Origin of the sequence: Lelliottia wanjuensis, from assembly GCF_030238365.1 — a bacterium.
Lineage (GTDB): Bacteria > Pseudomonadota > Gammaproteobacteria > Enterobacterales > Enterobacteriaceae > Enterobacter > Enterobacter wanjuensis.
Genome location: NZ_JASSOT010000062.1, coordinates 95,305 through 115,566 on the forward strand (window position 1 = coordinate 95,305; position 20,262 = coordinate 115,566).

20 protein-coding genes are annotated in these 20,262 nt (G+C 55.3%); 8 read left to right on the forward strand and 12 right to left on the reverse strand.

Going from position 1 to position 20,262, the window contains the following annotated elements; genetic code table 11:
• Positions 1-2: 2 nt before the first annotated feature.
• Positions 3-953: a glycoside hydrolase family 43 protein gene (locus QQF33_RS13200; protein WP_285157951.1), complete on the forward strand. Its 951-nt coding sequence runs from the start codon at positions 3-5 to the stop codon at positions 951-953.
• Positions 954-971: 18 nt separating this feature from the next.
• Here the strand turns inward: QQF33_RS13200 and ampE are convergent, their stop codons facing one another.
• Together ampE and ampD are read right to left on the reverse strand one after the other, a co-directional pair.
• Positions 972-1,826, reverse strand: coding sequence for a beta-lactamase regulator AmpE (gene ampE / locus QQF33_RS13205; RefSeq protein ID WP_282491666.1), 855 nt, complete (start codon positions 1,824-1,826; stop codon positions 972-974).
• Positions 1,823-2,386, reverse strand: a complete 564-nt coding sequence (ampD, locus tag QQF33_RS13210) for a 1,6-anhydro-N-acetylmuramyl-L-alanine amidase AmpD (protein ID WP_285157952.1) — start codon at positions 2,384-2,386, stop codon at positions 1,823-1,825. Before ampD ends, ampE begins: the two co-directional genes overlap by 4 nt.
• A gap of 87 nt (positions 2,387-2,473) precedes the next feature.
• Here ampD and nadC point away from each other — a divergent pair, with 87 nt between their 5' ends.
• From nadC to hofC, 4 genes are all read left to right on the forward strand, one after another.
• Positions 2,474-3,367: a carboxylating nicotinate-nucleotide diphosphorylase gene (nadC, locus tag QQF33_RS13215; protein ID WP_282491664.1), complete on the forward strand. Its 894-nt coding sequence runs from the start codon at positions 2,474-2,476 to the stop codon at positions 3,365-3,367.
• Between the two features lie 192 nt (positions 3,368-3,559).
• Complete coding sequence (ppdD, locus tag QQF33_RS13220; RefSeq protein WP_282491663.1) at positions 3,560-3,997, forward strand: prepilin peptidase-dependent pilin; 438 nt, start codon at positions 3,560-3,562, stop codon at positions 3,995-3,997.
• A gap of 11 nt (positions 3,998-4,008) precedes the next feature.
• Positions 4,009-5,394, forward strand: coding sequence for a type II secretion system protein GspE (gene gspE / locus QQF33_RS13225; RefSeq protein ID WP_285157953.1), 1,386 nt, complete (start codon positions 4,009-4,011; stop codon positions 5,392-5,394).
• Entirely contained in the window at positions 5,384-6,580 is a 1,197-nt protein-coding gene (gene hofC / locus QQF33_RS13230; protein WP_285157954.1) for a protein transport protein HofC, read from the forward strand. Before gspE ends, hofC begins: the two co-directional genes overlap by 11 nt.
• 33 nt (positions 6,581-6,613) lie before the next feature.
• On the opposite strand, the gene QQF33_RS13235 is transcribed toward hofC, so the two are convergent.
• A complete protein-coding gene (locus tag QQF33_RS13235) occupies positions 6,614-7,657 on the reverse strand; it encodes a GMP reductase (RefSeq protein WP_282491659.1) in 1,044 nt (347 codons plus the stop codon).
• A 228-nt stretch (positions 7,658-7,885) separates the two neighbouring features.
• Between QQF33_RS13235 and coaE the strand changes: the two genes are divergently transcribed.
• The 3 genes from coaE to yacG are packed head-to-tail and all read left to right on the forward strand — an operon-like array spanning position 7,886 to position 9,453.
• Positions 7,886-8,506, forward strand: a complete 621-nt coding sequence (gene coaE, locus QQF33_RS13240; protein ID WP_285150659.1) for a dephospho-CoA kinase — start codon at positions 7,886-7,888, stop codon at positions 8,504-8,506.
• Positions 8,506-9,249: a cell division protein ZapD gene (zapD, locus tag QQF33_RS13245; protein WP_285157955.1), complete on the forward strand. Its 744-nt coding sequence runs from the start codon at positions 8,506-8,508 to the stop codon at positions 9,247-9,249. Before coaE ends, zapD begins: the two co-directional genes overlap by 1 nt.
• 9 nt (positions 9,250-9,258) lie before the next feature.
• Positions 9,259-9,453 carry a DNA gyrase inhibitor YacG gene (gene yacG, locus QQF33_RS13250; protein WP_282491656.1) on the forward strand — a complete coding sequence of 65 codons (195 nt, stop codon included), beginning with the start codon at positions 9,259-9,261 and terminating at the stop codon, positions 9,451-9,453.
• Positions 9,454-9,485: 32 nt separating this feature from the next.
• Here yacG and mutT read toward each other — a convergent pair whose 3' ends face one another.
• The 9 genes from mutT to murC all read right to left on the reverse strand — a co-directional run bounded on the left by mutT (position 9,486) and on the right by murC (position 20,259).
• Positions 9,486-9,887, reverse strand: a complete 402-nt coding sequence (gene mutT, locus QQF33_RS13255; RefSeq protein WP_282491655.1) for an 8-oxo-dGTP diphosphatase MutT — start codon at positions 9,885-9,887, stop codon at positions 9,486-9,488.
• Between the two features lie 59 nt (positions 9,888-9,946).
• Positions 9,947-12,652 carry a preprotein translocase subunit SecA gene (secA, locus tag QQF33_RS13260; protein ID WP_282491654.1) on the reverse strand — a complete coding sequence of 902 codons (2,706 nt, stop codon included), beginning with the start codon at positions 12,650-12,652 and terminating at the stop codon, positions 9,947-9,949.
• A 60-nt stretch (positions 12,653-12,712) separates the two neighbouring features.
• Positions 12,713-13,216 carry a secA translation cis-regulator SecM gene (secM, locus tag QQF33_RS13265; RefSeq protein ID WP_282491653.1) on the reverse strand — a complete coding sequence of 168 codons (504 nt, stop codon included), beginning with the start codon at positions 13,214-13,216 and terminating at the stop codon, positions 12,713-12,715.
• 275 nt (positions 13,217-13,491) lie between these two features.
• Entirely contained in the window at positions 13,492-14,409 is a 918-nt protein-coding gene (gene lpxC / locus QQF33_RS13270) for a UDP-3-O-acyl-N-acetylglucosamine deacetylase (RefSeq protein WP_282491652.1), read from the reverse strand.
• Between the two features lie 101 nt (positions 14,410-14,510).
• Positions 14,511-15,662, reverse strand: coding sequence for a cell division protein FtsZ (gene ftsZ / locus QQF33_RS13275; RefSeq protein WP_006173842.1), 1,152 nt, complete (start codon positions 15,660-15,662; stop codon positions 14,511-14,513).
• Positions 15,663-15,773: 111 nt separating this feature from the next.
• A complete protein-coding gene (gene ftsA, locus QQF33_RS13280) occupies positions 15,774-17,030 on the reverse strand; it encodes a cell division protein FtsA (protein ID WP_095280777.1) in 1,257 nt (418 codons plus the stop codon).
• Positions 17,027-17,869 carry a cell division protein FtsQ gene (gene ftsQ, locus QQF33_RS13285; RefSeq protein WP_095280776.1) on the reverse strand — a complete coding sequence of 281 codons (843 nt, stop codon included), beginning with the start codon at positions 17,867-17,869 and terminating at the stop codon, positions 17,027-17,029. The genes ftsA and ftsQ overlap by 4 nt, the downstream gene beginning before the upstream one ends.
• Position 17,870: 1 nt before the next feature.
• Positions 17,871-18,791 (reverse strand): D-alanine--D-alanine ligase, encoded by a 921-nt coding sequence (locus QQF33_RS13290; protein ID WP_285150658.1) that lies wholly within the window; start codon positions 18,789-18,791, stop codon positions 17,871-17,873.
• On the reverse strand, positions 18,784-20,259 hold the full coding sequence (gene murC, locus QQF33_RS13295) for a UDP-N-acetylmuramate--L-alanine ligase (protein WP_285150657.1): 1,476 nt from the start codon (positions 20,257-20,259) through the stop codon (positions 18,784-18,786). Before murC ends, QQF33_RS13290 begins: the two co-directional genes overlap by 8 nt.
• Positions 20,260-20,262 lie beyond the last annotated feature (3 nt).

A 20,262-nucleotide genomic window follows, 5' to 3' on the forward strand; every position in this document is an offset into this window, starting at 1 on the left:
CAATGCGTGACTGGCCCAATCCCTTTATCGAACAACGTGCCGACCCGTTTATTCTGCATCACGAAGGGCTGTATTACTTCATCGCCTCAGTGCCCGAGTACGACAGGCTGGCGATCCGCCGCGCCGATTCGCTGGAGGGGTTGCGCAGCGCCGAAGAGGTGGTGGTCTGGCGAAAACCCGAGGCCGGCCCGATGAGCGAACTGATCTGGGCACCGGAACTGCATCACATCGACGGCAAATGGATCATTTACTTTGCCGCCGCGCACACTCAAGCGCTCGATGGGCTGAATATGTTCCAGCACCGGATGTTCGCCCTGGAGTGTGCCGACAGCGATCCGCTAAGCGGGAAATGGGTCGAGAAAGGGCAAATCGTCACGCCGTTCGATACTTTTGCGCTCGATGCCACCACTTTCGTTCATCAGGGTAAGCGCTGGTATCTGTGGGCGCAAAAAGCGCCGGATATCTCAGGCAACTCGAATCTCTATCTGTGTGAAATGGAAAACCCGTGGACGCTTAAAGGCGAGCCAGTGATGCTCAGCAAACCGGAGTATGACTGGGAGTGCCGCGGGTTCTGGGTCAACGAAGGCCCGGCAGTGCTGGAGCACGGCGACAGGCTGTTTATCAGCTACTCCGCCAGCGCGACGGATGAGAACTACTGTATGGGGCTGCTGTGGATTGATAAAAGCGCCGATCCGCGCGTCGCGGCCAACTGGCATAAATCACCGCGCCCAGTGTTTACCACCAGCTATGAAAATCGTCAGTATGGGCCGGGGCATAACAGCTTTACGCAGACGCCGGACGGGGAAGATGTGCTGGTGTATCACGCGCGCAATTACACCGAAATCGAGGGCGACCCGCTGTACGATCCGAACCGTCACACCCGCCTGAAAGTCGTGCGCTGGAAAGAAAACGGGATGCCCGATTTTGGCATCCCGCCTGCAGATACATATTGAGGAATGCGGTGCGCTGGCTTACACCAGCGTGCCGTAAATCGTCAGCAACGCTACCAGAACTACAATCACAAAAGAGGTTTTCTTCGCCATCGACACCGCCGCTTTCGGGGTTTCGACTTTGTCCGTATGCGGCTCGCGTGCCAGTGAGAACTGCGCCAGACGCGTCAGCACCTGATACTGCGAAGTGTGCCTATCCGCCAGGGAAGCAAACCACGCCGGTAGCGCCTTCTCGCCGTGACCAATCAGGGCATACACCACGCCAACCAGGCGCACCGGCAGCCAGTCCAGCACGTGTAAAATCGCGTCGATGCCTGACAGCAGACGTTCGTGCGGCGTCAGATAGCGCGCCAGCCAGGTCTGCCAGGCGCGTAAGAAAGCGTAGCCCATCAGGAACACCGGCCCCAGTGGGCCGCCCACCACAAACCAGAATAGCGGCGCGAGGTAATAGCGGAAGTTAATCCACAGCAGCGCGTTTTGCAGCTCGCGCAGATAATCGCGCTCGTTGCAGTCCGGCGGAACGCCGTGGATCAGCGTCAGCTCGCTCGCCATCGCGCCGCGCGCGTGGCTATCGTCGCGGGATGCGGCTTTCAGATAGGCATGGTAGTGCAACCGTACCTTTCCCGCACCGATGCACAGCACCCCCAGCAGGATCCACACCACCAGCAGCGGCACGTTGAAAAACAGGCCATGCAGCGCACGCAGCAGCAGGAACACCACGCCCATCACCACGGCGGTCATCAGGAGAGTGCGCAGCATCGAGAAATGTTTAATCCGACGGAAGACCACTTCCATCCGGTGATCCAAATGCCAGTGCTCGCCCAGTTTAAACAACCGTTCAGCGATCATCACCAGCAGCATGGTAAACAACGTCATGTCATCTCCTTATCTGACGAAGCGGTTAGCATGGCGCGAAACCGGGACCAGTCAAACGCCGGGCCTGGATCGGTTTTTCTCACTGGCGCAATATCGCTATGCCCGGTGATGTTGTCAGCAATTTTTGGGTACACCGCGGTCAACTCACGCGTCACCGCCACCAGCGCCTGGTACTGCGCGTCGGTGTACGGCGTAGTATCTGTGCCTTCCAGCTCAATACCAATCGAAAAATCGTTACAGCGTTCACGCCCCTGATATACCGAGACACCGGCGTGCCACGCGCGTTTATCGAAAGGAACATACTGGACGATCTCACCGTCGCGGCGAATCAGACAATGGGCAGAAACGCGCAGGTGCGCAATTTCCGCAAAAAAGGGATGGGCGTTGGGATCGATTGTTCCGGTGAATAATGCGTCGATCCACGGACCGCCAAATTCACCCGGTGGCAGGCTAATATTGTGGACCACCAGCAGTGAGGGCGTTTCATCCTCCGGGCGGCAATCATGGTGCGGCGACGGTACGTGCCGCGCATCCACCAGCCATCCGTCTTGTAACTGCATGCTGGCTCTCCTTATATATGGTGCAGATTCTCGGTTCAGAGTAGCATGTTTCAATCTTATGATTCGTTACCAATTTGGAGTTTTATCATGCCGACTCGCCGTTACAACCCCGACCACCGACGTGAAGCGCTTCTGGAACGTATTAACCTCGATATCCCGGCGAGCGTCGCCCACGCACTGCGTGAAGATCTGGGCGGCGAGGTCAATGCGGACAACGATATTACCGCACAATTATTGCCTAAAGAGACGCGCTCGCACGCGGTGATCATCACCCGCGAAGACGGCGTGTTCTGCGGAAAACGCTGGGTCGAAGAGGTCTTTACCCAGCTCGCCGGCGATGACGTACAGATAACCTGGCACGTTCAGGATGGCGACAGCATCAGCGCCAGTCAGCCTCTTTTTGAACTTCATGGCCCGTCCCGCGTACTGTTAACGGGTGAGCGCACCGCCCTGAACTTCGTCCAGACCTTGTCCGGCGTGGCGAGTGCCGTTCGTCGCTATGTTAACCTGCTGGAAGGCACCAAAACCCAGCTGCTGGATACCCGTAAAACACTGCCAGGCCTGCGCACCGCCCTGAAATACGCGGTGCTGTGCGGCGGCGGCGCCAACCACCGTCTGGGGTTATCCGACGCCTTCCTGATCAAAGAGAATCACATTATCGCCTCCGGCTCCGTACGTCAGGCGGTGGAAAAAGCCTTCTGGCTGCATCCGGATGTGCCTGTCGAAGTGGAAGTCGAAAACCTCGACGAGCTCGATGCCGCGCTCAAAGCCGGGGCCGATATCATCATGCTCGATAACTTCGAAACAGAGCAGATGCGCGAAGCGGTTAAACGCACCAACGGTCAGGCGCAGCTGGAAGTCTCCGGTAACGTCACCCATGAAACCCTGCGCGAGTTCGCTGAAACTGGCGTGGATTTCATCTCCGTTGGCGCACTCACCAAACACGTCCAGGCCCTCGACCTCTCTATGCGCTTCAAATAATACAGGTTTATTCCTCCTCTTCTACGGGAGAGGAGGAACTTCGCACGCGTTTACGACGCGCCTCGCAAAGTGTTAATGCAGCAATGCAACCGCTTTAAAATCCTCTGAACCACCCTTCACGATCCTTTTTTCGCTCCTCGTGTTTATCTCTTCGCGCTGCCACAGTGGCGTCACGAAACTCAAGGAGCTGACATGAACAGACAACAAGGATTTACCCTCATAGAGCTAATGGTCGTCATTGGCATTATCGCGATTCTCAGCGCCATCGGCGTGCCTGCGTACCAGAACTATCTGCGCAAAGCCGCGCTGACGGATATGCTGCAAACCTTTGTCCCCTATCGCACGGCCATTGAACTTTGCGCACTTGAGCACGGCGGTGTCGATACCTGCGACGGTGGAACCAACGGCATTCGCTCTCCAACGACCACGCGCTATGTCTCTGCGATGAGCGTTGCCAAAGGTGTGGTGGCACTGACAGGCCAGGAGAGCCTGAACGGTCTGGAAGTGGTGCTGGCACCGGTCTGGAGCGACGGGGACGGCATCACCGGCTGGACGCGCGACTGCACTATCGCTAATGACAGCGCGTTAAAACAGGCGTGCGAAGACGTTTTCCGCTTCGATAACAAATAGAGGTGCTGACCATGAATACAGAGCAACTGACTCTGCTTTGCCAGCGCCATCATGCGCTGCTATTAGGCAGCAACGATGAGACGATCAACATTGCCGTGGTGGACACACCGGCATCACAGATGATGGAAGCCCTGCGCTTCGCCACGCAAAAGCGGATTGATATTGAGTGCTGGTCGAAAGAGCGGATGGAGAAGCATCAGCAGGCGTCATCCCAATCCTCTTTACCGGTCACCACTCTGGTAACGAGTTCAGCGGTCGATATTCTCAACCGGACGCTTTTGCAGGCCCTCAGCCAGCGCGCCTCAGATATCCACGTCGAACCCGCGGGTGAGACCTGGCAAATCCGTTTGCGTATCGACGGCGTGCTGTACCCGCAGCCGCCCTTAACGGCTGCGGTGGCGACCACGCTGATCGCCCGCCTGAAGGTATTGGGGGAGCTGGATATCGCCGAGCGCCGTTTGCCGCAGGACGGGCAGTTTACCGTTGAACTGGCGGGCAACTCCGTCTCGTTTCGTATCGCAACGCTCCCCTGCCGAGGAGGCGAAAAAATCGTTCTGCGCTTACTGCACCAGGTGCAACAGGCGCTGGAACTGGATGCCTTAGGCATGACGGAGGCCCAGCGCGCACTGTTTGCCGATGCGCTTCATCAGCCGCAGGGGCTTTTACTGGTGACCGGCCCGACCGGCAGCGGGAAAACCGTCACGCTCTATAGCGCGCTGCAGGCCCGTAACGATCAGGACGTGAATATTTGCAGCGTCGAAGATCCGATTGAAATCCCCCTTGCCGGGCTGAATCAGACGCAGATCAACCCGCGCGCCGGTCTGTCCTTTCAAAGCGTGCTTCGGGCACTTTTGCGCCAGGATCCGGACATCATCATGGTGGGCGAGATCCGCGATGGTGAAACGGCTGAGATCGCCATCAACGCTGCGCAGACCGGGCATCTGGTGCTCTCAACGTTGCATACCAACTCCACCACCGAAACGCTGATCCGCTTACAGCAGATGGGCGTAGCCCGCTGGATGGTCTCCTCAGCCCTGACGCTGGTGATTGCCCAGAGGTTGGTCCGCCGCCTGTGCCCGCACTGCCGAAAAGAGACTGACCAAAGGATAACGCTTCCAGAGACTGTCTGGCCGCGTGAGCTTCCTCACTGGCAGCCGGCAGGATGCGATCGCTGTTATCACGGCTTTTATGGCCGCGTCGCCCTGTTTGAAGTGCTCTCGGTGAACAGCGACATCCGCCAGGCCATTGCCAGCGGCGCGTCGATTGAACAAATTGACCACACTGCACGGCGCACCGGGATGACCACGCTCTTTGAACACGGCTGCCTGACCGTTGAGCAAGGTCATACCACCATGGAGGAGATCGTTCGCGTGCTGGGGCTACCGGATGGCTGCTAACCATCTCTGGCGCTGGCGGGCTTTGACGTTAGAGGGAGAGCTCCAGCAGGGCACCCTTTGGGCAGTCGATCGGGAGGCGGCCTTGAGTCTGTTGTCCGGTAAAGCACTCTGTCCGCTGGCACTCTCGCGCAGTCTGATGCTCCCGAAATGGCAGCCGCAGCACTGCTATGAGCTTTTCCGCCAGCTTGCCGCCCTGCTTCAGGCAGGGCTCACGCTCGCTTACAGCCTGCAAATGCTGGCCGAGCAACATCCTGTCAAGCAATGGCAGGCGCTACTGTCGAGTCTTGCGGAAGATCTCAGCGCAGGCTGCGCGTTCTCCGATGCCCTGAAAAAATGGCCAGAGGTTTTTTCTCCGCTGTATGTCTCAATGATGAAAACCGGAGAGCTGACCGGAAAACTGGAAGAGTGCTGCCGCCAGCTGGCGCAGCAGCAAAAATCTCAGCAGCAACTGAGTGCGAAGGTGAAAAAAGCCCTGCGTTACCCGGCGATCATCCTGACCCTGGCCGCTGTCGTGGTGCTGACGATGGTCACACTCGTATTACCGGAATTTGCGGGTATCTATAAAACCTTTAATACGCCTCTTCCGCTGCTGACGCGCTGGGTGATGGAGTTTGCGGATTTTATTCGTCAGCACATTATTGGGCTGGTTTTCGTCATGCTCTTTCCATTCATCGCACTACGCAGCGTGCGGCAACATGCGGGATGGCAGCGCTTTAGCCAGCGCAGGGTATTGAGTTTGCCAGTCATGGGGGCGCTTGTCCGCGGGCAGAAATTGAGTCAAATCTACACCGTCCTCTCCCTGACGCAGCAGGCGGGTATCGCCTTTTTACAAGGACTAGAGAGTGCACAGGAATCCGTCGAGGGCCTGTTCTGGAAAGAGGTGCTGCGGGATATCAGGGAGCGCGTAGTGCAAGGTGCCCCCATCTGGTCATCTCTGAGTGAGGCGAGGATCTTCACGCCATTGTGTATTCAACTGGTCCGAACAGGGGAGGTTTCCGGTGCGCTGGACACGATGCTCGCGAATCTGGCGCGTCATCATAATGAGCAGACATTTCAGCACGCGGATAATCTGGCGTCGCTGTTAGAGCCGCTGCTGTTAATTGTGACAGGTGTGATTATCGGAACGCTGGTGGTGGCGATGTATCTGCCGATTTTCCATTTGGGGGATGCGATGAGTGCGGGATAACGCTGGCGCACGGGTGCGCCAGCGGGAGAGCGATTACAGGCTATTGAAAACGCGGTTTTCCTGTTCCTGAACGCGGATAAACGTCGTACGTTTAGTCAGCTCTTTCAGGCGCGATGCGCCGACGTAGGTGCATGCAGAACGCAGGCCACCCAGAACATCGCGAGCGGTGTTCTCAACCGGGCCGCGCAGCGCCAGTTTCACGGTTTTGCCCTCGGCTGCGCGATACTGCGCCACGCCGCCAACATGGCGATTCATAGCGGATTCAGAGCTCATGCCGTAGAACAGCATGAATTTCTCGCCGTTTTCTTCAACCACCGTGCCGCCGCTCTCTTCGTGACCGGCCAGCATACCGCCCAGCATCACGAAATCTGCGCCGCCACCAAAGGCTTTCGCCACATCGCCCGGCATGGTGCAGCCACCGTCGCTGATGATCTGACCGCCCAGACCGTGCGCCGCATCGGCACACTCGATCACGGCGGAAAGCTGCGGATAACCGACACCCGTTTTCACACGCGTGGTGCAAACTGAACCTGGGCCGATACCGACTTTGACGATATCCGCGCCGGACAGAATCAGCTCTTCACACATCTCGCCGGTCACAACGTTACCCGCGATGATGGTTTTGGTCGGCCAGGCCGCACGCGCTTTGCTGACGAACTGCACGAAGTGTTCGGAATAGCCGTTCGCCACGTCGATGCAGACAAAATTGAACTCAGGGTTCGCGACCAGGATTTGTTTGGTTTTTTCGAAATCCGCATCGGATGTACCGGTCGATACCATGATGTGTTTCTTTACATCATCGGATGCAGAAGCGGCAAATGCGCTCCACTCTTCGATACTGTAGTGTTTGTGCACGGCAGTCAGAATATCGAATTTCGCCAGCGCCGTTGCCATCGCAAAGGTACCCACGGTATCCATATTGGCAGCGATCACAGGCACGCCAGACCAGGTCTGACCGGAGTGTTTAAAGGTGAATTGACGTTCGAGTTCAACGTCTGAGCGGCTTTTCAGCGTAGAGCGTTTAGGGCGGATAAGAACGTCTTTGAAACCTAACTTCAGATCTTCTTCGATACGCATGTGCGGATTCCTGGGGTTAGAGGCAAATATATTAAAAGCACAACTCCAGTGACGCTATCATACGCACTAATACCTGCTCCGCAAGACTGCGATTTTCTCTTTTTTTACGCTACAATCCTATAAATTTACCTGGTCAAAAGCGGGTAAACAGAGTTAACCATTCGCTAGTGTAAGTTTACTTTCTAACCAGCTGATTTTAAAAATGAATAATTCCCAGGATTTGGTTTAATGGGGTACATCGTTGCGTTAACGGGCGGTATCGGCAGTGGCAAAAGCACCGTGGCTGACGCTTTTTCTCGCTTAGGTATCGCGATTATTGATGCGGATATTATTGCCCGTCAGGTGGTAGAGCCTCATACACCCGGTCTTCATGCTATCGCCGCGCATTTCGGACAGAGCGTGATCAACGCCGATGGCACGCTGAACAGGCGTCTGCTGCGCGAGCGTATATTTTCACAGCCGGCGGAAAAAGCCTGGCTCAACGCCCTCCTGCACCCCATGATTCACCAGGAAACTCAGCGCCAGATCGCCGGGTCCACATCGCCTTATGTTCTCTGGGTTGTTCCCTTGCTCGTTGAAAATCAGCTTCAGCATAAGGCGGATCGTATTCTGGTGATTGATGTGTCGCCTGAAACACAGCTTCAGCGAACGATGCTGCGCGATAATGTCTCCCGCGAGCACGCTGAACAGATTCTTGCTGCGCAGGCAACGCGTGAAGCGCGCCTTGCCGTCGCAGATGATGTTATTGATAATGATGGCGCACCCGACCGCATTGCCTCGGATGTCGCCCGCCTGCACGCCCAATATCTGACCTACGCCGCGCAGGCCGTAGCACAGGAAAAACCATAATGAATACGCACATCCTTTTTGAGCACCCGCTCAATGAAAAAATGCGCACCTGGTTGCGCATCGAATTTCTCGTTCAGCAGATGTCGCATCACCGTCCTATCGCCGATCACGCTACCGCACTGCATTTTTTTCGCAACGTCGGCGATCTGCTGGATGTCATTGAGCGCGGTGATGTCCGCACCGAGTTATTGAAAGAGCTTGAGCGTCAGCAGCGTAAATTGCAGGGATGGGCGGAAGTCCCGGGCGTCGATCAGAGCCGGATTGACTCCCTGCGTCTGCAGTTGAAACAAAGCAGCACAGTTCTGATGGCCGCACCTCGCGTGGGGCAGTTTCTGCGTGAAGATCGCCTGATTGCCCTGGTACGCCAACGTCTGAGTATTCCGGGCGGCTGCTGCAGCTTTGACCTGCCGACGCTGCACATGTGGCTGCACATGCAGCAAGAACAGCGTGATGCGCAGGTGAACAACTGGATGGAAAGCCTGGAGCCGATGAACCAGGCGCTGACGCTGATCCTCGATCTCGTGCGCCACTCATCACCGTTTCGTAAGCAAACCAGCCTTAACGGTTTCTACCAGGATAATGGCGACGATGCCGATCTGCTGCGCCTGAACCTGTCGCTCAGCGATCAGCTCTATCCGCAGATTTCCGGGCATAAAAGCCGTTTCGCGATTCGCTTTATGCCGCTGGATAGTGAGAATGGCACCGTGCCAGAACGTCTCGATTTTGAACTGGCTTGCTGCTGAGGAGTATTGATGTCTGAAATTATTACCGTAAACTGCCCGACCTGCGGCAAAGCCGTTGTCTGGGGAGAGATCAGCCCGTTTCGCCCGTTTTGCTGCAAACGCTGCCAGCTGATCGATCTGGGAGAGTGGGCGGCAGAAGAGAAACGCATCCCGAGCGCGGGCGATCTGTCCGATAGCGATGACTGGAGCGAAGAGCAACAGTAACGCGATATCCGTTGTGCCTGCTGGCAACGTGCTTAGCAGGCCTTCAGTTCCTGAGTCAATTTTGTAATCACCGGTTCATTGGCAGGCGGGAATTTATCGGCGTCCAGCGCCTCCAGCTCAACCCAATTTCCAGGCTGCCCTTCTTTGCCCCACGGCTCACCTTCCCAGCGTTCAACCATCCAGAACCACAGCGTGATGTGCCTGTCCGGGAATTGATATTCGAGCTTATCGAACAGTCTCGGTTCCAGCGCAGTAATTCCCACCTCTTCCTGCAGCTCTCGTACCAGCGCCTGTTCCGGCGTTTCTCCTGATTCGATTTTACCGCCAGGAAATTCCCACTTATTGGCCATGTGGGCATCCGCGGCGCGCTGAGTAATAAAGATTTGATTTTGCGGGTTACGAATAATCCCGACAGCGATTTGCAGTACTTTCATATTGTGACTTCCATAAAAAAGGCGCAGAAATCTGCGCCTTTTCGATTGGTGATACGTGTTTAGCTCAGACGGCCGTGACACGCTTTGTATTTTTTACCGGAACCGCATGGGCACGGATCGTTACGACCCACTTTGCGATCGCCCGTCTGGGCTGCGATCGCCGCGGCGGCTTCGTCTTCATCGGTCTGATGGCTCAGCTGTTGCATCTGCGCCAGACGCTCAGCTTCTTCACGACGCTGCTGCTCCATCGCTTCCACTTCTTCCGGCATACGCACCTGAACTTTGCTCAGGGTACTGATCACTTCGTATTTCAGTGACTCCAGCATAGACGCGAACATCGCGAAGGATTCACGTTTGTATTCCTGCTTAGGATCTTTCTGCGCATAGCCACGCAGGTGGATACCCTGACGCAGGTAGTCCATCGCTGCCAGGTGCTCTTTCCACAGGGAGTCCAGAGTCTGCAGCATGACGCCTTTCTCGAAGTGACGCATCATCTCAACGCCAACCACTTCTTCCTTCTGCTTGTAAACAGCAACCGCAGTTTCCAGAATACGTTCGCGCAGCGTCTCTTCGTGCAGCTCTGGCTCTTTGTCCAGCCACTCTTTGATCGGCAGTTCGAGATCGAAGTCGTTTTTCAGGCGTTCCTGCAGGCCTTCAACATCCCACATCTCTTCCAGAGACTGCGGCGGAATGTGCGCATCGATGGTCACTTTGAACACATCTTCGCGAATGCTGTTGATGGTTTCGCTCACGTCGGACACGTCCAGCAGTTCGTTACGCTGGGAGTAGATCGCGCGACGCTGATCGTTAGCTACGTCATCATATTCAAGCAGTTGCTTACGGATATCGAAGTTGCGGCTTTCCACTTTACGCTGGGCGTTGGCAATCGCTTTGGTCACCCATGGGTGCTCAATCGCTTCGCCTGGTTTCATCCCCAGTTTGCGCATCATGCCGGACACGCGGTCAGAGGCGAAGATACGCATCAGGGCATCTTCCATCGACAGGTAGAAGCGGGAAGAACCGGCATCACCCTGACGACCCGCACGACCACGAAGCTGGTTATCGATACGACGAGATTCGTGACGCTCGGTACCGATAATGTGCAGACCGCCAGACGCCAGAACCGCGTCGTGACGTACCTGCCAGTCGGCTTTGATCTGCGCAATTTGTTCTGGAGTTGGGTTTTCCAGCTCGGCGATTTCGGCCTGCCAGCTACCACCCAGCATAATATCGGTACCACGACCCGCCATGTTGGTGGCGATGGTCACTGCCGCCGGATAACCGGCCTGAGCAACGATATCCGCTTCTTTGGCGTGGAATTTGGCGTTCAGCACGTTGTGCTTGATGCCCGCTTTATCCAGCTCGTGAGAAACCACTTCGGATTTCTCGATGGAAATTGTACCCACCAGCACCGGCTGACCTGCAGCGGTACGCTCGCGGATATCTTCGATGATTGCCTGGATTTTTTCCGCTTCGGTCATGTACACCAGATCCGGCATGTCTTTACGGATCATTGGACGGTTAGTCGGAACGACGACGGTATCCAGTTTGTAGATAGAGCTGAATTCGAACGCTTCGGTATCCGCTGTACCGGTCATGCCCGCCAGTTTTTCATACAGACGGAAGTAGTTCTGGAAGGTGATAGAAGCCAGCGTCTGGTTTTCGTTCTGGATATCCACGCCTTCTTTGGCTTCCACAGCCTGGTGCAGACCATCGGACCAGCGGCGGCCCTGCATGGTACGGCCGGTGTGTTCATCAACGATGATAACTTCGCCGTCTTTCACGATGTAATCCACATCGCGGGTGAACAGCACGTGAGCGCGCAGCGCTGCGGTTACGTGGTGCATCAGCATGATGTTGGTTGGGGAGTAGAGTGACTCGCCCTCTTCCATGATGCCCTGCTCAACCAGCAGCTCTTCGATCTGCACCAGACCGCGTTCGGTCAGGTTAACCTGACGCGCTTTTTCGTCCACGGAGAAGTGACCTTCTCCCTGGAAGGTATCGGAGTCTTCTTTTTCCTGACGGATCAGGTGCGGAATGATTTTGTCGACTTTGCGGTACATCTCGGAGCTGTCTTCAGCCGGGCCAGAGATGATAAGCGGGGTACGAGCTTCATCGATGAGGATTGAGTCGACCTCATCCACCAGCGCGTAGTGCAGTTTGCGCTGTACGCGCTCTTCCGGGCTAAACGCCATGTTGTCGCGCAGATAGTCAAAACCGTATTCGTTGTTGGTGCCGTAGGTGATGTCCGCGCCGTAAGCTTCGCGCTTGGCCGGAGCAGGCAGGCCAGACATGTTGATACCCACGGACATACCGAGGAATTCGAACAGTGGACGGTTGTTTTCGGCGTCACGCTGCGCCAGATAGTCGTTGACGGTGACGACGTGAACGCCTTTACCGGTCAGTGCGTTGAGGTACGCAGGCAGCGTTGCGGTCAGGGTTTTACCTTCACCCGTACGCATTTCTGCGATGCAGCGTTCGTTCAGAACCATACCGCCGAGCAGCTGAACGTCGAAGTGACGCATCCCGAATACGCGTTTACTCGCTTCGCGAACCACGGCGAAGGCTTCCGGGATCAGGCTTTCCAGAGTTGCACCTTTTGCCAGACGCTCACGGAATTCACCGGTTTTCGCTTTCAGTTCGTCATCGGAGAGTTTTTCCATCTCCGGTTCCATACCGTTGATGACGGTGACCGCTTTGCGCATGCGGCGCAGGGTACGATCGTTACGACTACCGAAAACTTTGGTTAATAACTTGATTAGCATAATAAATTCTCACACGCCCCATCATGGGCAGATAAATTAAGGTATCGAAAAACAGTTAATTTAGCTGAGGCGTTGTGGCCCGGCGCGGATACCCTGCACCTGGCTTATCCATGCAGAAACCGAGAAGGCGGCGTGTGGAATGAAAGCGATATTCGTCATCTGACGAACGATGACCGGCGGTTTGCTCTCCTGCGTCAGCAGGGCATTGAGCGTATCCAGCAGAGCGAGATGTTGCGCCTGAACCGGGAGCGACTCTTCCACGACAGGCACAGCCTGTGGAGCCATGGCGAAAGAGAGGTGACGGATAACAGTGCGGATAGCATGCTGATGCCAGTAATCGACGGTAAAGTTAGGACGGCGACTGGCTTCCAGCAGCGCGAGGTTCGTGAAATTAACCCGCGTGGAAAGATCGTGCTTGGCCGTGGTGGTGTTCGCGGGCGTTGCCGCTTCTGCGCTATGGCTGAGTACAGGCAAGCCGAAGCTCGCCGCAACCATCCCTAATAAGAGATGCGGCCAGAAGTAACGTCTGCCAAATTGTCGCCAGCGCGTTAGAATTCCGCTCACCTAATCCACCATCGTATGCAGGCCCGTACAGGCATGCGTTCAGATACTATTTAGCGCACAGATATTATCACTAAAGCGATAATTCAGCAGCAGGAATGACAGATTGCCACGGGTAAAAACGGTCAAGAATGCAGCGAACGCGCGCACATTCTGTGCTTAGCGGGCAATTATCATGCGGGGAAGAAATTCAGAAGTGCAAAAACAAAAACGACTGGTCTTCCTGGCCGGAGAGAGTACCAGGTCAACCAGTCGATTTTACGATACGGAATGAACCGTTACGCCAGAACCGTGCTCGGTGCTTTGAACGCCAGTGGAAGCTCTGCTTCGTCCTGGAAGGTCACAAATTCCCAGGCTTCCTGTTTTGCCAGGACTGCCTGCAACAATTTGTTGTTCAGTGCATGACCGGATTTAAACGCGGTAAATGCACCAATGATGTTGTGACCACACATGAACAGGTCGCCGATTGCATCCAGCATTTTGTGACGAACGAATTCATCTTCAAAACGCAGGCCGTCTTCGTTCAGTACGCGATAATCGTCAACAACGATGGCACAATCGAAGCTGCCGCCCAGGCACAGGCCACGGGACTGCAGATATTCGATATCACGCATGAAACCGAAAGTACGTGCACGGCTAATCTGACGCATAAACGCATCAGCAGAGAAGTTCATCGCATAGCGCTGGTTGCTGCCATCAATCGCCGGATGGTTAAAGTCGATGGTAAAGTCCAACGAGAAACCATTAAACGGCTTGAATTCAGCCCACTTGTCGCCGTCTTGAACGCGAACTGTCTCTTTAATGCGTACAAATTTCTTCGCGCAGTTCAGTTCATCAATACCCGCATCAAGCAGGAGATAAACGAACGGAGCAGCACTACCGTCCATGATTGGGATTTCTGGCGCATCGACTTCAATCACAATGTTGTCGATACCCAGACCCGCCAGGGCGGCGTTCAGGTGCTCTACGGTAGAAATCCGCACGTCATGCTCATTCACCAGGCAAGTACAGAGCATAGTATCACGCACAGATTTGGCATCGGCCGGAAAATCTACCGGTGGATTCAAGTCGGTGCGACGATAGATGACCCCGGTATTGGCCGGCGCAGGGCGTAACGTCAGTGTGACTTTTTTGCCGGTATGTAAACCGACGCCAGTCGCCTGAACGATACGTTTAAGAGTCCTTTGTTTGATCATCGTATAATCTCGCCAAATTACTTATCCAACCGAGAGTGTATATCACTAACGGTGGGCCAGTTTAGCACAAAGAGCGAAAATCCCCAAATTCCAGCCAATTCTTAGTCAGCTTGCTTACGCAGGAACGCTGGGATATCCAGATAATCTGGTTCTTTCGCAGTTTGCGGCGTATTGTCGTTAACCACTTTCGCGGCCGGTTTTTGCTCCTGCGTCAGCGGCGCCATGCCGTGCTGCTGGTAGCGATCCATCACCGGCTGCTGAGTCTGTTTGTTGGTGACCAGGGTGATCTCAGGACGTTTGTCCATGCCGATACCGGTCGCCACAACAGTCACACGCAGTTCATCGTTCATTTCCGGATCAAGGGAAGTACCGATCACCACAGTAGCATTATCAGAAGCGAATGCGCGAATGGTGTTACCTACTGTTTCAAATTCGTCCAGACGCAGATCGAAGCCAGCGGTAATGTTGACCAGCACGCCGCGTGCGCCAGACAGATCGATGTCTTCCAGCAGTGGAGAAGAGATCGCCATTTCAGCGGCTTCTTCTGCACGGTCTTCACCGCTCGCCACGCCAGAGCCCATCATCGCATAGCCCATTTCGGACATCACGGTGCGGACGTCCGCGAAGTCGACGTTCATCAGACCCGGACGAGTAATCAGCTCAGCGATACCCTGAACCGCGCCTTTCAACACGTCGTTCGCTGCGCCAAACGCGTCCAGCAGGGAGATACCGCGACCCAGCACTTTCAGCAGTTTGTCATTCGGGATAGTAATCAGAGAGTCCACGTGTTTGGACAGCTCAGTGATACCCTGCTCCGCGAATGCCATACGCTTCTTGCCTTCAAAGTTGAAAGGCTTAGTCACGACAGCAACGGTCAGAATACCTAAATCTTTTGCCACTTCAGCCACGACTGGCGCAGCACCTGTACCGGTACCGCCGCCCATGCCCGCTGCGATAAACACCATATCGGCGCCATCGAGTGCAGCACGCAATGCTTCACGGTCTTCTTCAGCCGCATTGCGACCGACTTCCGGGTTAGCCCCAGCGCCCAGACCTTTGGTGATACCACCACCGATCTGAATGGTCTGGCCTACCGCCGTCTTTCGCAGGGCCTGAGCGTCGGTGTTAACAGCGAAGAACTCAACACCTTCGATGCGCTCACGCACCATATGCTCGACAGCGTTACCGCCGCCGCCACCGACGCCGATGACTTTAATCACCGCGTCGTTGGTTAATTCCATTGGTTCAAACATGGTTTCTCTCCGTTTTTACACTTCATCATTCTGCCTGCCTGGGCATAGTGAATGATTCCGCGTATGTGCCTGTCGCCTGAGACCGCTAATTCTCTCCGGTCTCTTTAAAAATTAAAATTCTTTTCTCAGCCAGGAATTGAGTCGTTTGACCCAGGAACCGACCGACGTACGTTTTTCGACTTCTGCTTCACCACTCAAGTGGGACTCTTTCCCGTAATGCAGCAGGCCCACGGCCGTTGAATAATACGGCTCCTGAGCGTAATCCGTTAAACCGGTAATATTCAGCGGCGCACCAATACGCACTTGCGTATGGAACACGCGCTGGGCACAGGCAGCGAGACCTTCAATTTGCGCTGCACCACCGGTTAAGACAATCCCCGCCGCAAGATGGTGTTTCACACCCTGCTGACGAAGCTGTTCCTGTAACTGTAAAATCTCTTCGTTGACCAGGTTAAGCAGCTCGGTGTAACGCGGCTCAATCACCTCGGCCAACGTCTGGCGCTGCAGACTGCGCGGCGGACGACCGCCCACGCTTGGCACTTCAACGCTCTCGTCTTTGCCGACGATGGAGCCTAATGCACAACCATGGCGCACTTTAATGGCCTCTGCATCGCTCGGAGGCGTACCAAAGGCATAAGCGATATCGCTGGTCACCACATTCCCGGCGTATGGGATCACTTTGGTGTGACGCAATGCACCGCCCGTATACACGGCCATGTCCATTGTACCACCACCGATATCAACCACACAGACGCCCAGTTCACGTTCGTCTTCGGTCAGCACCGAGTAGCTTGCTGCCAGTCCTGCAAAAATAAGTTGGTCAACTTTCAGGCCACAACGTTCAACGGCTTTAACGATGTTTTTCGCCATATCGTTGTGACATGTGATCAGGTGCACTTTTGCCTGCATACGCACGCCGGAAAGGCCGACCGGGTTTTTGATACCCTCTTGATAGTCGATCGCATATTCCTGCGGGATCACGTGCAGTACACGATGTTCATCGCGCACGCGCACGGATTTAGCCGTGTGCACAACGTTTTCAACGTCTTCCTGCGTCACTTCCTCTTCGGAAATCGGCACCATCCCGATTTCGTTCTGGCAGCTAATGTGCTTACCAGAGAGGGCCAGATAGACGGAGGAAATCTGGCAATCTGCCATTAATTCTGCCTGATCGATGGCGCGCTGTACGCATTTCACCACCGACTCGAGGTCGTTTACCCCACCTTTATCCATACCACGGGACGGGCAACTGCCCACGCCAATGATATTGACCATACCGTCGGGCAGAACTTCCCCTACTAAAGCGGCAACCTTAGCGGTGCCAATCTCCAGTCCAACTACCAGTTTTCTGTCCGTCGCCTTGATCATTGTTGTTCTGCCTGTACCTGTGCCTGATTCTGTTGCTGATTAGGTTCCTCAACCGGAGCCGGTACCCAACCGACTGCTGCGCCTGAGTCATAGCGCAAATCAACGTAGCTTATCCGTTTGCCGTCGGTCTGCGCCTGCTGCTGTAAAACGGGGTACAGTTCTACAAAACGCGCCAAACGCTTCATCGTGTCGCCGCGGCCGAGATTGAGCTTAATCCCATTCGTTAACGTCAGCTGCCATGAACGGCGCGCTGTCATTGCCGCGTCTTTTAACGCAAATCTGTCCTTAGCCAGCACCTGACCCATTTCGCGAAAACCTTGTAGCACTTCGTTTTCGCTGCCTTCCGGGCCAGACAACATCGGTAAACTTTGCTTGCTGACACGATCGGCCGGGACGCTGAACGAATTTCCGTCTACGTCGACCATATGCTGATCATTCCAACGCGCAATGGGCACATATTCAACCAGATGAATCTTCAATTCATCAGGCCATTGCTTTCTGACGCTCGCCTGTTTTATCCACGGCAGACGTTCAATCTGGCTCTGGATAATGTTGACGTCCTGGGTCATGAAGGTTCCAGGCGATCCCAGCGCCAGGATCGACTGGCGAATATCATCGTTACGCGTGTAGTGACGCTCGCCGGTGACCACCAGTTTTGACAGCGGCAACCGTTGCGCATCTTCCATCCAGCCCAACACCATCCAGCCGCTGATAAACACGGTACACAGCACACCCAGCAGGAACAAAATCCCTGCAAGACGCGTTCCATTACTCCGACCCGAAGAAGAATATTCCTCTTCTTCTTCGCGGTTGCGCGTGTTCAGTGCAGCCTGAGACATATCAGTTCGCCTGGTCCAGAATACGGACGACTAGCTGCGAGAAGCTCATGCCCGCCTGACGCGCCGCCATCGGCACCAGGCTGTGGCTGGTCATACCCGGAGAGGTATTGGCTTCCAGCAGATAAAATTCACCGTCGCTGTCCTGCATCACGTCGATACGTCCCCAACCACGACAACCTAAAACAGTCCAGGCTTTGAGCACCAGGTCCTGTAAATCTGATTCACGTTCTGCTTCCAGACCACTTGGACAGAAATATTGCGTCTCATCAGAGAGATACTTCGCTTCATAATCATAGAAGGTTCCAGCGGGTTGGATGCGAATTGACGGCAAAATTTCTTCACCGAGCATCGCCACGGTAAATTCCGGACCGCTGAGCCATTTTTCAATCAGAACTTCTTCATCGTGTTGAAAAGCCAAAGCTAACGCCGATGTTAAATCACCAGCTTGTTCAACTTTGGACATACCAACACTTGAACCTTCACGGCTCGGTTTTACAATAACGGGTAAACCCAGCTCTGCAATGCGTGCATTGACGCTCTCGTCGAGGCCCATTTCGAACTCACGGCGGGTCAGCGCAACCCACGGCGCAACGGGTAAACCCGCCCCCTGCCACAACAATTTGCTGCGCAGTTTGTCCATTGAAATCGCGGAGGCCATCACACCGCTGCCGGTGTAAGGCAAACCGATCAAATCCAACAGCCCTTGCAGGGTGCCATCTTCGCCGCCGCGCCCGTGCAGCGCGATAAAGACTTTATCGAAGCCCATCTCTTTCAGACGCGTGACGTCCGTCTCTTTTGGATCCACCGGGTAGGCGTCGACACCACCTTCGCGCAGACCCGCCAGCACGGCGGCACCGGAGTTCAGGGAAACATCGCGCTCAGCAGAGGTTCCACCGAAGAGGACCGCAATCTTATCAGCCATTGCGTTCATCCTCTGAGGTTTGCGGCTTCAGTTTGATTTGCGCTAAGTTACGGGCGATTTTGCCGATATTTCCCGCGCCCTGAATCAGGATCAAATCGTTACCGGTCAGGACAGGTGCCAGAATTTCAGCAGCTTGCGCTGGATCGGAGACCAGAATCGGGTCTACCTTACCGCGTCCACGGATAGTCCGACACAAAGATCGACTGTCTGCGCCCGGAATCGGAGTTTCACCCGCTGAATAAACATCCAGCATCAGCAGCGTATCCACCTGCGACAGCACGCTGGCGAAGTCGTCATACAGGTCGCGGGTACGCGTGTAGCGGTGTGGCTGGAAGACCATCACCAGATTTTTATCCGGCCAGCCCGCACGTGCCGCTTTGATGGTCGCATCCACTTCAGTTGGGTGGTGACCGTAATCATCCACCAGCATCGCGGTGCCCGCTTTGCCGTTGACTGGCTCGAGCGGGAATTCACCGAGGAAGTCGAAACGACGCCCGGTGCCCTGGAAACCTTCCAGCGCGCGTAAAATATCGTCGTCTTCAATGCCTTCTTCAGTGGCAACCGCCACCGCAGCCGCCGCGTTGAGCGCATTGTGGCGGCCCGGCGCGTTCAGCGTCACACGCAGCGGGGCTTTATCCTGACGGACCAGGGTGAAATGCCCCTGCGCACCCAGTTGGGTATAGTCTTCCACACGCACGTCAGCATCTTCGCTGAAACCGTAAGTGGTAATCTGACGACCCACGCGCGGCAGCAGTTCGCGAATCACCGGATCGTCCACACACATCACCGCACGACCATAAAACGGCAAATTGTGCAGGAAATTAATAAACGTCTGCTTTAAATTTTCGAAGTCGCCCTGGTAGGTATCCATGTGGTCGGCTTCGATGTTGGTGACAATCGCCACCATCGGCTGCAGATGCAGGAACGACGCGTCGCTCTCATCGGCTTCCGCTATCAGGTAACGGCTATGGCCGAGACGGGCATGCACGCCCGCCGCTTTTACCAGGCCACCGTTGACGAAGGTCGGATCCAGACCCGCTTCGGCATAAATGCTCGAGACCATCGCCGTGGTCGTCGTTTTGCCGTGCGTACCCGCTACGGCGATACCGTGACGAAAACGCATCAGCTCGGCCAGCATCTCCGCGCGGCGGATCACCGGGATACGCGCTTCGTGCGCGGCAACAATTTCCGGGTTATCGGCAGAGATCGCGCTGGAGACCACAACAACGCTCGCATCCAGTACGTTTTCAGGACGATGGTTGAAATAGATGGTCGCCCCAAGCGACGCCAACTGTTGCGTGACAGGGTTCGGCGCCAGATCGGAACCGCTGATCTGGTAACCTTCGTTCGCTAAGACTTCGGCAATACCGCCCATACCTGCGCCGCCGATGCCAACGAAGTGAATGTGCCGGACGCGACGCATCTCGGGCACGATTGAACGCAGTTTCGCCAGTTGTTGTGTATTCATTCT

Bases quoted from the DNA above. Each gene is read 5' to 3' on its own strand.
- QQF33_RS13200 (WP_285157951.1), top strand. From the start codon at position 3: ATGCGTGACTGGCCCAATCCCTTTATCGAACAACGTGCCGACCCGTTT.
- ampE (WP_282491666.1), bottom strand. From the start codon at position 1,826: ATGACGTTGTTTACCATGCTGCTGGTGATGATCGCTGAACGGTTGTTT.
- ampD (WP_285157952.1), bottom strand. From the start codon at position 2,386: ATGCAGTTACAAGACGGATGGCTGGTGGATGCGCGGCACGTACCGTCG.
- nadC (WP_282491664.1), top strand. From the start codon at position 2,474: ATGCCGACTCGCCGTTACAACCCCGACCACCGACGTGAAGCGCTTCTG.
- ppdD (WP_282491663.1), top strand. From the start codon at position 3,560: ATGAACAGACAACAAGGATTTACCCTCATAGAGCTAATGGTCGTCATT.
- gspE (WP_285157953.1), top strand. From the start codon at position 4,009: ATGAATACAGAGCAACTGACTCTGCTTTGCCAGCGCCATCATGCGCTG.
- hofC (WP_285157954.1), top strand. From the start codon at position 5,384: ATGGCTGCTAACCATCTCTGGCGCTGGCGGGCTTTGACGTTAGAGGGA.
- QQF33_RS13235 (WP_282491659.1), bottom strand. From the start codon at position 7,657: ATGCGTATCGAAGAAGATCTGAAGTTAGGTTTCAAAGACGTTCTTATC.
- coaE (WP_285150659.1), top strand. From the start codon at position 7,886: ATGGGGTACATCGTTGCGTTAACGGGCGGTATCGGCAGTGGCAAAAGC.
- zapD (WP_285157955.1), top strand. From the start codon at position 8,506: ATGAATACGCACATCCTTTTTGAGCACCCGCTCAATGAAAAAATGCGC.
- yacG (WP_282491656.1), top strand. From the start codon at position 9,259: ATGTCTGAAATTATTACCGTAAACTGCCCGACCTGCGGCAAAGCCGTT.
- mutT (WP_282491655.1), bottom strand. From the start codon at position 9,887: ATGAAAGTACTGCAAATCGCTGTCGGGATTATTCGTAACCCGCAAAAT.
- secA (WP_282491654.1), bottom strand. From the start codon at position 12,652: ATGCTAATCAAGTTATTAACCAAAGTTTTCGGTAGTCGTAACGATCGT.
- lpxC (WP_282491652.1), bottom strand. From the start codon at position 14,409: ATGATCAAACAAAGGACTCTTAAACGTATCGTTCAGGCGACTGGCGTC.
- ftsZ (WP_006173842.1), bottom strand. From the start codon at position 15,662: ATGTTTGAACCAATGGAATTAACCAACGACGCGGTGATTAAAGTCATC.
- ftsA (WP_095280777.1), bottom strand. From the start codon at position 17,030: ATGATCAAGGCGACGGACAGAAAACTGGTAGTTGGACTGGAGATTGGC.
- ftsQ (WP_095280776.1), bottom strand. From the start codon at position 17,869: ATGTCTCAGGCTGCACTGAACACGCGCAACCGCGAAGAAGAAGAGGAA.
- QQF33_RS13290 (WP_285150658.1), bottom strand. From the start codon at position 18,791: ATGGCTGATAAGATTGCGGTCCTCTTCGGTGGAACCTCTGCTGAGCGC.
- murC (WP_285150657.1), bottom strand. From the start codon at position 20,259: ATGAATACACAACAACTGGCGAAACTGCGTTCAATCGTGCCCGAGATG.